The 15,298-nt window shown below is 62.9% G+C and carries 14 protein-coding genes and 1 pseudogene; 13 read left to right on the forward strand and 2 right to left on the reverse strand.

The window, feature by feature from the left end; translation table 11 throughout:
- Nucleotides 1–361: 361 nt before the first annotated feature.
- The 11 genes from katE (at nt 362) to H3V53_RS40105 (ending at nt 12,519) form a co-directional block, all read left to right on the forward strand.
- Nucleotides 362–2,500, forward strand: coding sequence for a catalase HPII (katE, locus tag H3V53_RS40055; protein ID WP_336602545.1), 2,139 nt, complete (start codon nt 362–364; stop codon nt 2,498–2,500).
- 280 nt (nt 2,501–2,780) lie between these two features.
- Nucleotides 2,781–3,746, forward strand: a complete 966-nt coding sequence (locus H3V53_RS40060) for a LysR family transcriptional regulator (RefSeq protein WP_336602546.1) — start codon at nt 2,781–2,783, stop codon at nt 3,744–3,746.
- A gap of 203 nt (nt 3,747–3,949) precedes the next feature.
- On the forward strand, nt 3,950–4,441 hold the full coding sequence (locus H3V53_RS40065; protein ID WP_336602547.1) for a cupin domain-containing protein: 492 nt from the start codon (nt 3,950–3,952) through the stop codon (nt 4,439–4,441).
- Between the two features lie 27 nt (nt 4,442–4,468).
- Nucleotides 4,469–5,464: a hydroxyquinol 1,2-dioxygenase gene (locus H3V53_RS40070; protein ID WP_336602548.1), complete on the forward strand. Its 996-nt coding sequence runs from the start codon at nt 4,469–4,471 to the stop codon at nt 5,462–5,464.
- A gap of 95 nt (nt 5,465–5,559) precedes the next feature.
- Nucleotides 5,560–7,023 (forward strand): aldehyde dehydrogenase family protein, encoded by a 1,464-nt coding sequence (locus tag H3V53_RS40075; protein ID WP_336602549.1) that lies wholly within the window; start codon nt 5,560–5,562, stop codon nt 7,021–7,023.
- A gap of 48 nt (nt 7,024–7,071) precedes the next feature.
- The gene (locus tag H3V53_RS40080; protein WP_336602550.1) at nt 7,072–8,130 is read left to right on the forward strand and encodes a maleylacetate reductase; all 1,059 of its coding nucleotides are present in this window, start codon (nt 7,072–7,074) and stop codon (nt 8,128–8,130) included.
- 58 nt (nt 8,131–8,188) lie between these two features.
- Nucleotides 8,189–9,091 carry an intradiol ring-cleavage dioxygenase gene (locus H3V53_RS40085; RefSeq protein WP_336602551.1) on the forward strand — a complete coding sequence of 301 codons (903 nt, stop codon included), beginning with the start codon at nt 8,189–8,191 and terminating at the stop codon, nt 9,089–9,091.
- Entirely contained in the window at nt 9,088–9,456 is a 369-nt protein-coding gene (locus tag H3V53_RS40090; protein ID WP_336602552.1) for a Rieske (2Fe-2S) protein, read from the forward strand. The genes H3V53_RS40085 and H3V53_RS40090 overlap by 4 nt, the downstream gene beginning before the upstream one ends.
- 82 nt (nt 9,457–9,538) lie before the next feature.
- Nucleotides 9,539–10,483, forward strand: coding sequence for an ATP-binding cassette domain-containing protein (locus H3V53_RS40095; RefSeq protein ID WP_054924603.1), 945 nt, complete (start codon nt 9,539–9,541; stop codon nt 10,481–10,483).
- Nucleotides 10,480–11,241: an ABC transporter permease gene (locus tag H3V53_RS40100; protein ID WP_336602553.1), complete on the forward strand. Its 762-nt coding sequence runs from the start codon at nt 10,480–10,482 to the stop codon at nt 11,239–11,241. Before H3V53_RS40095 ends, H3V53_RS40100 begins: the two co-directional genes overlap by 4 nt.
- A 57-nt stretch (nt 11,242–11,298) precedes the next feature.
- On the forward strand, nt 11,299–12,519 hold the full coding sequence (locus H3V53_RS40105; RefSeq protein WP_336602554.1) for a sensor histidine kinase: 1,221 nt from the start codon (nt 11,299–11,301) through the stop codon (nt 12,517–12,519).
- A 76-nt stretch (nt 12,520–12,595) separates the two neighbouring features.
- On the opposite strand, the gene H3V53_RS40110 is transcribed toward H3V53_RS40105, so the two are convergent.
- Nucleotides 12,596–12,721 carry an MFS transporter small subunit gene (locus H3V53_RS40110; RefSeq protein WP_054924600.1) on the reverse strand — a complete coding sequence of 42 codons (126 nt, stop codon included), beginning with the start codon at nt 12,719–12,721 and terminating at the stop codon, nt 12,596–12,598.
- A 22-nt stretch (nt 12,722–12,743) separates the two neighbouring features.
- Complete coding sequence (locus H3V53_RS40115; RefSeq protein ID WP_336602555.1) at nt 12,744–14,144, reverse strand: L-lactate MFS transporter; 1,401 nt, start codon at nt 14,142–14,144, stop codon at nt 12,744–12,746.
- A 601-nt stretch (nt 14,145–14,745) separates the two neighbouring features.
- Between H3V53_RS40115 and H3V53_RS40120 the strand changes: the two genes are divergently transcribed.
- The gene (locus H3V53_RS40120) at nt 14,746–14,961 is read left to right on the forward strand and encodes a hypothetical protein (protein WP_336602556.1); all 216 of its coding nucleotides are present in this window, start codon (nt 14,746–14,748) and stop codon (nt 14,959–14,961) included.
- Between the two features lie 23 nt (nt 14,962–14,984).
- Nucleotides 14,985–15,298 (forward strand): annotated as a pseudogene (locus tag H3V53_RS40125) (GntR family transcriptional regulator); the annotation flags it as partial.

The following is a 15,298-nucleotide window of genomic DNA, read 5'->3' on the forward strand; positions in this document are numbered from 1 at the left end:
CCGCGCCCGCGCTGCCGTTACCGCCTGCGCCCGCGCCAGCGCCGCCGCCACCCGCGCCGCCTGCACCCTGTGCATAGACACCGCCCGACAGAGCCATCACGAGGGCGGTAGCAAGTACTTTCTTCATCGTGCCTTTCATGGTCGAACCTCCGAAAGATGGTTGATCGTCACGAGTCGGTGCTGTTGACTCGCACGCATCTCTTCTTGCGCAAACCCTGTGCCGCAGACGCGGCGCGCGCTGTTTATGCTGTTTCGGCCTAGCGGCTGGTTGGTGGCTCGTTGGCGGCGGATTCGCGTGGAACGCTGTTTGCGACTTGCCGACGATACGCGCGCGTTTGTGGTTGTTTGAGCACGCGACCACGTGCGCGCATTCCATGACGCAAAGGAGCAACCACCGATGGCAAGCAAATCGCGCAATCACGCGTCGTCCAACTCGACGGACGACGCCAAGTCGAAGGATCTCGAACGTTCGCGCGCGCGGCCGCAAGGCGAAGCGCTGCGCACCAATCAGGGCGTGAAAATCGCCGACAACCAGAACACGTTGCGCGCGGGCGCGCGCGGTCCGTCGTTGCTGGAAGATTTCATCATGCGTGAAAAAATCACGCACTTCGACCATGAGCGCATTCCCGAACGCGTCGTGCATGCGCGCGGCTCGGCGGCACACGGCGTGTTCCAGGTGTACGAGTCGATGGCCGAGTACACCAAGGCGGCATTCCTGCAAGACCCTGGCGTACAGACGCCGGTGTACGTGCGCTTTTCCACCGTGCAGGGCCCGCGAGGTTCCGCCGACACCGTGCGCGACGTACGCGGCTTCGCGACGAAGTTCTACACGACGGAAGGCATCTACGATCTGGTCGGCAACAACATGCCCGTGTTCTTCATTCAGGATGCGATCAAGTTCCCGGACTTCGTGCATGCCGTCAAGCCCGAAGCGCTCAATGAAATGCCGACGGGCGCGTCGGCGCACGACACCTTCTGGGACTTCGTGTCGCTCGTGCCCGAATCCGCGCACATGGTGCTCTGGACCATGTCCGATCGCGCGATTCCACGCAGCCTGCGCACGATGGAAGGCTTCGGCGTGCACACATTCCGCTTCGTCAACGCCAAGGGCGTGATGCGTCTCGTGAAGTTCCACTGGCGGCCCGTGCTCGGCTCGTATTCGCTGCTATGGGACGAGGCGCAGAAGCTCGCGGGCAAGGACCCGGACTTCCATCGGCGCGACTTGTGGGAGGCCATCGATCGCGGCGACTTTCCCGAGTTCGAACTCGGCGTGCAGATCATCGAAGAAAAAGATCAGGACGCGTTCGGCTTCGACCTGCTCGATCCAACCAAGCTCGTGCCCGAGGAACTCGTGCCCGTGAAGATCGTCGGCAAGATGACGCTGAACCGTAATCCCGACAACTTCTTTGCCGAAACGGAGCAGGTCGCGTTTCATCCGGGGCACGTCGTGCCCGGCATCGACTTCACCAACGATCCCCTTCTGCAAGGGCGTCTGTTCTCCTACACGGACACGCAGATCAGCCGGCTCGGCGGGCCGAATTTCCACGAGATTCCCATCAACCGTCCTCTCAGTCCGAACGTGAACAACCAGCGCGACGGCATGCACCGGCAGACCATCAACGTGGGCCAGGCTTCGTACGAGCCCAATTCCGTCAGCGACGCATGGCCCAGGGAAACAGACCCTGCTGCGCAGGACGGCGGCTTCGAGAGCTACGCCGAACCGATGGAAGGCACGAAAATCCGCGTGCGCAGCGAATCGTTCGCCGATCACTTTTCTCAGGCCGCGCTGTTCTATCAGAGCATGAGCGATGTCGAGAAGGAACACATCGCGCTCGCGTATCAGTTCGAACTCGGCAAGGTGACGAAGCCGGAAATCCGCGCGCGCGTCGTCAACGAAATTCTGGCGAACTTCGATGCAGAACTCGCGGCGACCGTCGCCGAGGGTCTCGGTTTGCCGAAGCCCGGTAAAGGCGCGCGCGCGGCCGGCAAGCAAAAGCCTTCGCCCGCGTTGAGCCTGTTGAACCGTGCCGTGCCGGGCATCAAAACGCGCAAGATTGCCGTGCTCGCCGCGGCGGGCAGCGACGGCGCGGCCATCAGGAGCGTGCAGGCGGCGCTGAAAGCGGAAGGCGCGACGCCGCTTCTGATCGCGCCGACGCTCGCGCCCATCGACGGCATCAATCCGGACGCGACGATCTCCGGCATGCCGTCGATCATGTTCGACGGCGTGGTGATCGTGGGCGGGGAGCAGGGCGCGAAGACGCTCGCGCAGTTGGGCGATGCGTGTCATTTCGTGCTCGAAGCGTTCCGGCATCTGAAGGCGATTGCGGCGCTGGGCGCCGGCAAGGAGCTGCTGAGCGCCACGCATCTGCCCGACAAGGCCGACGGCGTATCGATGGGCGACGACGGCAACGTGGACGCCGTGCTGAAGCCGTTCATCGAGGCGGTGGGCCAGCATCGCGTGTGGTCGCGCCGTCAGCTTGCCGCGACCGTCCCGGCTTGATCCGTGGTTCGACGCGCGTCGGGCCATGATTTGACCCATACACGCGACGTGCAAAAAACGCCGTTGCTGCGCATGCAGCAACGGCGTTTCGTTTTGATGCGCGCCGTTGCATTGCACATGCAACGTTACGAACTGTAGGCGGCGTTGCCGGTGTTGCGGAGCATGGATGACTGCGCGCGCGACGCGAAGCAGCGCGCAAAAAAACGTACACTTCGCTCATATCACTGAAAACGCACGTTCCTTTTTGCATTGCAGCAAGGAACGGCAAAGAGGAGATAGCATGGATCTTTTCATGTCGATGGAAGCGTTCGTGCGCGCCGCCGAGGCCCAAAGCTTCGCGAGCGCCGCGCGCCAGCTGGGCGTCGCGAAATCCGTCGTCACGTCGCGCGTGAAGCAGCTCGAAGAGCACTTCGGCGTGCCGCTCTTTCATCGTTCGACGCGGGCAGTGCGGCTGTCGGAGATCGGCGAAACGTATTACCGGGAATGCGCCGAACTCGTCAACAAGGTCCACGATCTGTCCGGCCGTTCCAGTGCGCAACACGAGTCGCTGTCGGGCACGCTCAACGTTCACGTGTTGCCCGGCTTCGCGCTGGGGCACTTTTCGCGCGCGCTGATCGAGTTTCGCGAGACGCATCCGCGCATCGAATTCGTCGTCACCGTCAATGACCGCGTGATCGATCCCGTGCAGGAAGGCTTCGATCTCGCATTGCAGATCTATCCGCCGGCGTCCAACCTGCTGGTCGAACGGCGGCTATTCCCCGTGCGCGGCGTGCTGTGCGCGGCGCCCGGCTACCTGAAAGAAGAGCCCGTGATCGAAACGCCGCTCGACCTGCTGCGTCATGATTTCGCGCGTTACTCGTACTATCCGTGGGGCGACAAATGGCCGCTGATGAAAGGCAACGAGTGCTTCGAAATCGCGCTGAACCCGGTGCTCAAGACGAATAGCGTGCACCTGCTGCTCGAGTTCGCGCGCGCGGGCGCGGGCGTCGTCTATCTGCCGACGATGGTCGCCGCCGCCGATCTGCTGGAACGCCGGTTGGAGCGCGTGCTGCCCGACTATGCGGCGCCGCCGTTGTGGCTGTCGGCCGTGTACCCCGCGTCGCATCGATCGACGGCAAAGGTGAAGGCGTTCATCGATTTTCTGCGCGAGCGCTATCTGCGCGAGCCGCAATGGGACAAGGCGCTCGGCATCGCGCCCGATGAAGACGACACGAAAAGTGTCGGCGAAGAACTCGCCGATCAGTAATTCCCGAAAGCCTCTGCCACAGCACCTTGCGCATCGCCGACCCGAGTTCTAGGTAATTCCCCTGGGGGCGTTCGCGCGGACCCGGCGTTCTGATTTGCCGAACCTCAGATCATTGCCGTTGCGCCTGGCGTTACTTACTCTTGCGTTCATGGAAACACGCAAGACGTGGCGAACAGATTCAACGGAGATCCAAGGAGGCAGACATGCAGCAAACATGGTTGGGTAGTCTGGACAGCTACCGTAAAGGCTCCATCGAAATCATCAAGGGCAAGCCCGAACACTATGCAATGTCGAATGTGTTCGAAGTCGCGAGCCACGCGGCGCCGTACGAGAAGATCGTCGTCGGCAAGAACCTCAAGTACGTGATCGAAACGCTGCGCGCCGAGGGCACGTCGCCGTGGTTCACGGCATCGCACGACGAGTTCTGCGTCGCGATGGACGGCGAGATCGACGTGCGCTTCATCAAGCCTTCGGACGGCGCGCTCGTCGACGAAGCGACGGAAGGCAGCGTGCGCCTCGACGGCACGCCGCCCGGCAAGCCGATGGGCTTCGTGCGGCTGCGCCGCGGCCATCAGGCGCTGCTGCCCGCAGGCTCGGCGTATCGCTTCGAAACGGCGGGACAAGGCGTGCTGCTCGTGCAGACCATTCTCGGCCGATATTCGGTCGAGAAGTGGCAAGACATCTGCATTCAATAACGCGGCATTCTTTTTCTGGAGCACGTCATGAGCACAGTCAACACGCTGCAAAACGTCTGCGCGAGCGAGCCGGATGCCGTCACGGGTTATCGGAAGTTCACGCTTGGCGACTTCGAATTCTCTCGCGATGCGTACTTCGTCACGGTTGCGTGGCCCGCGAAAGGCCAGCATCGCTCGCATCAGATGCACGCCGACGACTTTCTGCGCGCGATGATGCGCGATGTCGCATGGGGTTTCTTCTATGGCTGGGTGAATTTCGACGAAGTGATCGGCACGCGCAATCACTACGGCAAGGTCGACATGTATGCGGGCGCGTATAACGCGAGTTTCCGCGACGCGGGCGTCGATCACACGCAGCAGTTCGATACGCCCGTCATCATGGCGACGTTCAAGGCGATTCTGCGCGACTGGGTCAACGAAGGCTTCGATCCGTTCGCCGCGCCCGAAGAAACAGGCTCCGCGTTCGGCGCGAAGCACGGCGACAACGTCGCGGCGATCGAGCGCACGCGCATCGCGACGAAGCGCATGCCCGGACTCGAAGGCGATTCGCCGCTGCGCGACGACTTTCCCATCAACCGTCAGTTTGCCGATGTCGTGCAGGACGAGCCCGAAATTCACGCCGAGCCCGGCTTCGAGAAAGAACTGCATGCGTTCAATCTGTTCAAGTATCTGTCGCGTTCCGACGTGACGTGGAATCCGTCCGTGACGTCGGTGTGCAAGCAGAGCCTCTTTTGCCCGACCACGGAAGAATTCGTGCTGCCTGTGTTTCATGGCAACGACCGCGTCGAGTGGTTCCTGCAACTGTCGGATCAGATCATCTGGGATGTCGCCGACAAGGACACGGGCGAGCCGCGCGCGCGCATCACGATGAACGCGGGCGACATCGCCGCGATGCCCGCCGACATCCGTCACAAAGGCTATTCGCAGAAGCGCTCGATGCTGCTGGTGTGGGAGAACGCCACGCCCGATCTGCCGAAGCGGTATGAGAGCGGCGAGCTGCCGCCTTATCCGATCCAGTTCTAATCACCCGCCGAGTGCCCCGCTGTGCGAAGCACGGCGCCAGACGGCTGGCGCCGCGGGGACGCTCACGTCTTCACGTTTTACCGGGCAGGACTCACATGCAAACGCAACTCTTCATCGATGGCCGCTTCGTGCCGTCGCTCTCGGGCGAAACGCTCGCGACGCTCAATCCTCACGACAATTCGACCATCGCTGAAGTGTCGATGGCCGGTCATGCCGACGTCGATCGCGCGGTGGCCGCCGCGCAAGCGGCGTTTCCGAAGTGGAGCCGGATGGCGGCGGCCGAGCGCGGCCTTCTGCTGCTCAAGCTCGCCGATGCAATCGAAGCGAATGCGGACCGGCTCGCGCGTCTCGAATCGATGGACACGGGCCACCCGATCCGCGACACGCGCAATCTCGACGTGCCGCGCACGGCTGCCACATTCCGCTATTTCGGCGGCATGGCGGACAAGTTCGAAGGGTCCGTGATTCCCGTCGAGCGGGGCTTTCTGAATTATCTGACGCGCGAGCCCGTCGGCGTCGTCGGGCAAGTCGTGCCGTGGAATTTTCCGCTGATGTTCACGAGCTGGAAGATGGCGCCCGCGCTCGCGGCCGGTAATTGCATCGTGATGAAGCCCGCCGAGCTGACGCCGCTGTCGAGCCTCGCGATTGCCGAACTGATGGCGGAAGTCGGCTTTCCCGCCGGTGTCGTGAACATTCTGCCGGGGCTCGGGCACGTGGCGGGCCAGTACATCGCCGAGCATCCCGGCATCGCGAAGATCGCGTTCACCGGCTCGACGGCAGTGGGCCGCAAGATCGTGCAGGCATCGAGCGGCAACCTGAAAAAGGTGCAGCTCGAACTGGGCGGCAAGGGCGCCAACATCGTGTTCGCCGACGCCAATATCGATGCCGTCGTGCAAGGCTCCGCGTTCGCGATCTTTCACAACCAGGGGCAGGCGTGCATCGCGGGCTCGCGGATGATCGTGCATGAATCGATCGCGGACGAAGTGCTCGAAAAGTTTGTCGCGCTGTCGCGCACGATCCGCATCGGCGACCCGCTCGATCCCGCGACGGAAATGGGTCCGCTCACGTCGCGTCAGCATCGCGACCGCGTGCTGTCGTATGTCGAGGTGGCGCGCGAGCAGGGCGGACGCGTGCTGGCGGGCGGCAAGTCGCCCGAGAGCGCAGCGCTCGCGAACGGCTGCTATGTCGAGCCGACCATCGTCGAAGCGAAGCCGACGGACCGTGTCGCGCAGGAAGAGGTGTTCGGCCCGTTCATGACGGTCGCGACGTTCAAGACCGACGACGAAGCGCTCGCGATTGCGAACGGCACCGAATACGGACTCGGCGCGGGACTGTGGACGCGCGATCTGCAACGCGCGCACCTGGTCGCGCGCGAGATTCGCAGCGGCATGGTGTGGGTGAACTGCTACAAGCGCGTGAGTCCCGGGTCGCCCTTCGGCGGCGTCGGCGCGAGCGGCTACGGACGCGAAATGGGCTTCGAGGCGATGCGCGAATATACACAGGCGAAGTCGATCTGGGTTAATGTGGATGCCCAGATTCCCCCTTATTTTCCGCGTTGACATCGCGCGTCGAACCGCATGTCGAAACCCAACTCGATGGCTCACGTCATGGAACCATTCGTCTATCAGGGCTTGCCCTCGCGCGTCGTGTTCGGCGTGGGCAGCCTCGATCAACTGGAGCGCGAAATCGCGCTGCTCGCGCGCGAGCGCGCGGTCGTGCTGTCCACGCCGCAGCAGCGCGCGCAAGCCGAACAGCTCGCGGAGCGGCTCGGTTCGCGCGGCGCGGGCGTGTATGCGCAAGCTGTGATGCACGTGCCCGTCGAAACGGCGCGCGCCGCGCGCGACTATGCGGCGCGTGTCGGTGCCGATTGCGCGATTGCGATCGGCGGCGGTTCGACGACGGGACTCGGCAAGGCGATCGCGCTCGAAACGTCGCTGCCCATCATCGCGATTCCGACCACGTATGCAGGCTCGGAAATGACGCCGATCTACGGTCTCACGGATGCCGGCGTGAAGAAGACGGGCCGCGACTTGCGCGTGTTGCCGAAGACCGTGATCTATGATCCCGCGCTGACGGTGTCGCTGCCGCCCGCGCTTTCGCTGACGAGCGGCATCAACGCCATTGCGCATGCCGCCGAAGGGCTTTACGCGCAGGACGCGAATCCCATCATGAGCCTGATGGCGGAAGAAGGCATCCGCGCGCTGGGCGAAGGCTTGCCGCGCGTAATCGCGAAGGCCGACGATCTCGATGCACGCTCCGCGTGTCTGTACGGCGCGTGGTTGTGCGGTGCGGTGCTGGGCAGCGTAGGCATGTCGCTGCATCACAAGCTGTGTCATACGCTGGGCGGCACCTTCAATCTGCCGCACGCCGAGACGCACACGATCGTCTTGCCGCACGTGCTCGCATACAACCGTGTCGCGGCGCCTCAGGCCATGCAGCGCATTGCGCGCGCGCTGCATGCGCACGATGCGGCGCAAGCGGTGTTCGATCTCGCGCGCGACAACGGCGCACCGACCGCGCTGAAAGACATCGGCATGACAGAAACGGATATCGACGTCGCGCTGAATCTCGCGTCGAAAAGCCCCTACTGGAATCCACGCGCCGTTGAGCGCGAGCCGCTTCGCGCCCTGCTGCAACATGCGTACGAAGGACGCAGGCCCAACTAGCATCGAGCGTTGCGTTGGGTCTTCATCGAATGGCCAGCGTATCGCGTGAGAGGACGACATGAGAGAGACAACCCACCACCCCGCAGCCGACGCGGTCCACCCGATCACCGCCACCGTGCTCGCCACGCTGTCCGGCTGCACGGATACGCGCCTCAAAGAGATCATGACGGCACTCGTGAAGCACGTGCATGCGTTTGCCGAAGAAGTGCAACTGACGGGCGACGAATGGCGGCGCGGCATCGAGTTCTTGACGCAGACGGGCAAGAAGTGCGACGGCATTCGTCAGGAGTTCATTCTGCTGTCGGACACGCTGGGCCTGTCGATCATGCTCGATGCGATTCATCGCCGCGACGACGTGACGGAAACGGCGGCGACGGAGAACAGCCTGCTCGGTCCGTTCTACCGCGAAGGCGCACACGAGGAAGCGTTCGGCGCGAATATCGCGCGCACGGAAGGAGAGCCTGCGCTGTTTCGCGGGCGGCTCGTCGACGAAGCGGGCCAACCCGTGCCGAACGCGCTGATCGAAGTGTGGGAGACGGCGAACAACGGCATGTACGAAGGGCAAGACCCGGACCAGCCGGAGAGCAACCTGCGCGGGAAGTTCCGCACGGGTCCGGACGGCGAATATGCGTTCCGTTCGATCAAGCCCACGCCGTATCCCATTCCGACGGATGGTCCTGTCGGCCAGATGCTGCTCGCGCTCGGGCGTCATCCGATGCGGCCCGCGCACGTGCATTTCCTGATTCAGGCGCCCGGTTACGACACGCTGACGACAGCGCTTTTCAGCGCCGACGATCCTTACGTGGAATCGGATGCCGTGTTCGGCGTGAAGCCATCTCTGGTGGTCGACTATGTGCGCAACGGCAGCGCCGCCGATGCGAAAGCGTGGGACTTGCCGAATCCGTTCTTCGACGTGCAACGCGACTTCGTGCTCGCGCGCTCGCAAGGGGCGGCGCGATGATCGCGGCAACCGTACTGTGCGCGCTCGATGAGATCCCCGATGGCGGCGCGCGGCAGATCGCGCGCAGCGGCGGTTCAGCTGATGCGGCCGATGCGGCCATCGTGGTGCTGCGCCGCGGCGATGACGCATGGGCGTATCGCAATCTGTGCCCGCACTTTTCGATTCCATTGAACTACGAGCCGGACACCTTCTGGACCTATGACGCCGGGCATCTGATGTGTGCGCATCACAGTGCGATGTTCCGCTTCGAGGACGGCGTGTGCATCGACGGACCGTGCCTTGGCGCGGCGCTGACGCGCGTGCCCGTGCGCGTCGAGGCGGGCATGGTGATCGAAAGCGGCGAAGAAGCGGATAGCGGCGTCTGATCATTGCGGCCGCGCGGGTGCTCGAACGTCAAATCGGGCAGAGTAGCGGCGGCGCGTCGCGGTATCTGCTATCTTCGCGGCTATGCGCCCCATCATCTCGGTTTCGAATCTGTCGAAGACATACGCATCGGGTTTCCAGGCCCTCAAGCGTATCGACCTCTCCATTCGCCAAGGCGAAATCTTCGCATTGCTCGGGCCGAACGGCGCGGGCAAGACCACGCTGATCAGCATCATCTGCGGCATCGTCAATGCGAGCGAAGGCACTGTCGCCGTCGACGGTCACGATATCGGCAATGACTATCGCGCCGCGCGTTCGCTGATCGGCCTCGTGCCGCAGGAGTTGACCACGGACGCATTCGAAACCGTCTGGGCAACCGTCTCGTTCAGCCGCGGCCTGTTCGGCAAGCCGAAGAACCCTGCCTACATCGAGAAGGTGTTGCGCGATCTCTCGCTATGGGACAAGCGCAATAGCCGCATCATTCAGTTGTCGGGCGGCATGAAGCGGCGTGTGCTGATCGCGAAGGCGCTGTCGCACGAACCGCGCGTGCTGTTCCTCGACGAGCCGACGGCGGGCGTCGACGTCGAATTGCGCCGCGACATGTGGAAGCTCGTACGCTCGCTGAAGGCGGACGGCGTGACGATCATCCTGACCACGCACTACATCGACGAAGCCGAAGAGATGGCCGACCGCATCGGCGTGATCAACAGCGGCCAGATCATGCTCGTCGAGGAGAAAGCGGAACTGATGCGCAAGCTCGGCAAGAAGCAGTTGACGCTCCAGCTCGAAGCGCCGCTTGCGGGCGTGCCCGCCGCGCTGGCTCACTACGGTCTCGAACTCGCGAACGACAAAGCCGAGCTGATCTACACGTACGACGCCGAGCGCGAGAAGAGCAACAGCATCGTCGCGCTGCTCAACGATCTGAGCGCAGCGGGCATCCGCTTCAAGGATCTCCATACCACGCAAAGCTCATTGGAAGATATTTTCGTGAGTCTCGTGCACCGAAAACAAGAGGAGAGCGTGCGATGAACATCCATGCAATCCGTGCGATCTACCGCTTCGAAATGGCGCGCACGGGGCGCACGCTGATGCAGAGCATCATCGCGCCCGTCATCTCAACGTCGCTGTATTTCATCGTGTTCGGCGCGGCGATCGGCTCGCGTATCCGTGAAGTGGAAGGCATCAGTTACGGCTCGTTCATCGTGCCGGGACTCATCATGCTGTCGCTGTTGTCGCAGAGCATTTCGAATGCGTCGTTCGGCATCTACTTTCCGCGCTTCACGGGCACCATTTACGAACTGCTGTCGGCGCCCGTGTCGTATCTGGAGATCGTCGTCAGCTACGTCGGCGCGGCCGCGACCAAATCGATTCTGCTTGGCCTCATCATTCTCGCGACGGCCGGGTTCTTCGTGCCGCTGCAGGTGCAGCATCCGTTCTGGATGGTGCTGTTCCTCGTGCTGACGGCCGTGACGTTCAGTCTGCTCGGCTTCATCATCGGCGTCTGGGCCGACAACTTCGAGAAACTGCAACTCGTGCCGCTGCTCATCATCACGCCGCTGACGTTTCTCGGCGGCAGCTTCTACTCGGTCGCGATGCTGCCGCCCGCGTGGCGCGTGGTGACGCTGCTCAATCCCATCGTCTATCTGATCAGCGGCTTTCGCTGGAGCTTTTACGGGCTCGCGGATGTGAGCGTCGGCATCAGCCTCGGCATGACGGCGCTGTTTCTTTGCATCTTCCTCGCGGTGATCGCGTGGATCTTCAAGACGGGCTATCGACTGAAGTCGTAGTACGATGAACGTCGTTGGCGGGCAGCCTACGCTTTCTACGAGGCGCGAGCGACACTCATGGCCACGACGCAATCACGACCGCTCGGCGCATTCGCCGAGCACATCCGCAAGAACGAGGTCGAACTCACCGAACGCTGGATGCGGGCCGTATTCAGCGATGTCGAGTTGACCGAGTCCGACAAGCTGACGAACGAGCAATTGTCCGATCATGTCCCGGACATACTCGGATCGATCTGCAGCGCGCTCGCCCAGCAGGATCTGGAAGAGGTCGAACCCGAAATCGAGCGCAAGGCGAGGCTGCACGGCAAGACGCGCTGGAAGCAGGGCTACCGCATCGACGAACTGGTACGCGAACTCGATCTTTTCCGCCAGGTGCTGATGGGCGCCGTCGTGCAATACGCGGAAGCGCATCCCGCCTTCACGCGCCGTCACGAAGAACGCGCGCGCTATTTCATCGACGAGGCCGTCAGCTTCGTCACGTTGACGTCGATACGTGAAGTGGTCACTGAACGCGACCGCAAGATCGACGATTACACCGGGCGGCTCGAACGCGCGAATCACGAACTGGTGCTGAAGCAAAAGCTGGTCGGCGAGCTGTACGAATCGCGCATGCAGATCACGCGCAGCGTCGTGCATGACCTGCGAAATTTTCTCAACGTGTTCTCGATGGCGCTGCAACTGATCGCGCGCGCACCCGCGAAAATCGACGCCGCGCTCGCGCTCGCGAACCGGCAGGCCGCCGATATGAAAGTGCTGGTGGATCAACTGGTCGAGTATGCCGTCGTGCTCGGCGACGCGAACCAGGTCAGCGTCGAAAGCGTCGATCTGCGGGTGCTGTTCGATGAGCTGGTCGCGTCGTGCGGGCCTGCCATCCGCGAGAAAGGGCTCGAGCTGAAGGCATCGTTCGACGAACAACTGGCGTCGGTGCGGACGAACCGTTTGAAGCTCAAACAGATCGCGATCAATCTGCTGACGAATGCGGCGAAGTACACGAAGGCGGGTGCCGTCACGCTCGAATTCTGCGCGAGTGGCAACGACGCGTGGTGTCTGCGCGTGTCGGACACGGGCGTGGGCATTGGCCCGTCGGATCGCGAGCGCGTGTTCAAGGAGTTCGAGCGCGCCAGCGACGACGACGTGCCGGGCGCCGGGCTGGGCCTCGCGATCGTCAAGGACCTGTGCCGGATGCTGGACGGCGAGTTGCGCTTCGATTCGCAGCAGGGCGTGGGCACGACGTTCGAGATCACGTTTCCGTTGCAGCTGCGCGCAGCCGAGGCGTAGTGGCGCAGACGCGAGGCACGGACGAAAAAAAGCCGGGCGCGATGCACGGCTTTTTTCATGCTGCGTTTGAATCCGGTCAGCTGAACAGCTTCATCGCCTGCAGCAGCGTGTTCACGACGCCCCACGTCAGCGGAATCAGCACGTACAGCCAGAAGACGGACAGCAGACCCTTGTTGGTCGGATGATCGGTTTGCGTCGACATTGCGGTTCTCCTTTGTCTGACCTTATTTGCCGGATGCGAGCTGCGCGTCCGTCATGTGATGCTTGTCGTTCACGCGCTTGACGAGCAGGTTGCACACGAAGCCGATCACGAGCAGCACGGTCATGATGTGCACGGTCATCGTGTAGGCGTCCGCCTTCGCCACGCCGTTCGCGACCTGATAGGCACGGATGTAGTTCACGAGCACGGGGCCCGCGACGCCCGCCGCCGCCCACGCCGTCAACAGACGCCCGTGAATGCCGCCGACGAATGCCGTGCCGAACATGTCCGCGAGATACGCGGGCACCGTCGAGAAGCCGCCGCCGTACATCGACAGGATCACGCAGTAGCACAGCACGAAGAGCGCGATGTTGCCCGACGCCGCGAAGCTCGGCACCAGCCAGTACAGCACGGCGCCCAGCGCGAAGAAGATGAAGTATGTGTTCTTGCGGCCCACGTAGTCCGACGCCGACGCCCACACGAAGCGGCCGCCCATGTTGAAGAGCGACAGCAGGCCCACGAAGCCGGCGGCGGCCGCGGCCGTCACCGTGTCCTTGAAGCTCTCCTGGATCATCACGGAAGCCTGGCCGAGAATGCCGATGCCCGCCGTCACGTTCAGGAACAGCACCAGCCAGATCAGATAGAACTGCGGCGTCTTCAGCGCTTCGTCGATATGCACGTGGTTGCGCGTGATCATCTTCTGCGTCGTGGTCGCGGGCGGCGTCCAGCCGGCCGGCTTCCAGTCGGCGGGCGGCACGCGGATCGCGAGCGCGCCGATCGACATCGAAATGAAGTACGCGATGCCCAGCACGATGAACGTTTCGGCCACACCGATGCTCGTCGCGCTCTTGAAGTGGTTCATCAGCGCGACGGACAACGGCGCGGCGATCATCGCGCCGCCGCCGAAGCCCATGATCGCCATGCCCGTCGCCATGCCGCGACGGTCCGGGAACCAGCGGATCAGCGTCGACACGGGCGATACATAGCCGAGACCCAGGCCAATCCCGCCGATCACGCCATAGCCGAGATACAGCAGCGCGATCTGGTGCATCCACACGCCCAGCGCCGAAATGATGAAGCCGCCGCCGAAGCAGCATGCGGCCGTAAACATCGTGCGGCGCGGGCCGACTTTTTCGAGCCACTTGCCCGCGAACGCCGCCGACAAGCCCAGGCAGACAATGGCGAGCGAGAAAATCCAGCCGAGCGTGGTCAACGACCAGTCGTCCGGCGCGGACTGCGTGATGCCAATGACTTTGGTGAGCGGCCCGTTGAAGACGGAGAACGCGTAGGCCTGACCGATGCACAGGTGCACGGCGAGGGCGGCAGGCGGCACCATCCAGCGGGAGAAGCCAGGTTGGGCGATCGTTGCCTGTTTGGAAAAGAATGGCGGGCTGGCGTTGCCGCCCGGCTCAATAATGCTGCTCATGGTCGGTCTCCGATCGGGCTAAACGTCTGTTATCGGTTGCAATTGCCGAAACTTTAGGCAGCGCATTTTCAACGCATATGCTGGGCTGCAACATATTTGACGATGCGCCGCCGCCGAGTCGAATTCGGCAATGGCGAGACGATAGGTGCCCGCACTGCGCTTGGCAATATGAGAATTAAATGCATATTGAACTGGCTGTGAGCGTTGTGCAGAGCGGGATAACGCGATTTCAAGCGACACAGGGCCGCAGGGGACCGTGTGACACAGCACGAGCGTTCACTCAGTCGCGAGCGGAATGGGTCGATGTGTGCGCGTTGCTGCGTCTGCACAAGGAAAGGCGCGGCAGGCGGTTTTTGAAATGCGCCTCCGTCGCCGTTTTTTCCTGGATGTGGCGGTCCGGAGCACAGTTTGATCCGCGAAAAAAGAGCACAGCATGCGCTGCGCGCCCCGCCCGCCGTCGACGCACGCGCAGCGTGCTACCTTTCGGACTGTTGCGGCTTTTGAACAACAGTGTCTGATATATTAAATACAAGATACTTGATTTTTGCCGCGACGCAACATATCATTGAGTCATCCAATCACTCAATGCCGGGAGCTTCAAATGGATTTCGTGTCGCTTGCCTTCTTCGCCGTTGCTGTCGTGGGCCTGGGTTCGGCCGCAACCGTGCTGCTGACGCGCTGGATTCCGCAGCATGTCGCCGAACTGGCCTCCAAGCATGGCCGTTATGTCGGGCTGGAAGCCGCCGCGGTGCGTGAAGCCACGCCGTACCGCGCGCGCGTCGAAGCCGCGATGAACGCGGTCGGCTCGTCCCACTAAACGTGGCCACACCCGCGCTGAACCTGCCACTGGCGCTGCAGCCCATCGGCAACAGCGCCAGTCTTCGCGATCAGGCCTACGCGTTGTTGCGTCAGGCCATCGCGGACGCCGACATTTACGCGTCGCGCGAAGAGATTCGACTCGACGAGCGCGGTTGAGCGAATCGCTGGGCGTGAGCCGCACGCCCGTGCGCGAGGCGATGACGCTGCTGGAGCAGGAAGGTTTTCTGCGCATGGTGCCGCGCCGCGGCATCTACATCGTGCGCAAGAGCAAGCGCGAGATCGTCGAGATGGTGCAGATGTGGGCCGCGCTCGAAAGCATGGCCGCGCGGCTTGCC

Origin of the sequence: Paraburkholderia bengalensis (assembly GCF_037126505.1) — a bacterium.
Classification (GTDB): Bacteria; Pseudomonadota; Gammaproteobacteria; order Burkholderiales; family Burkholderiaceae; genus Paraburkholderia; species Paraburkholderia bengalensis.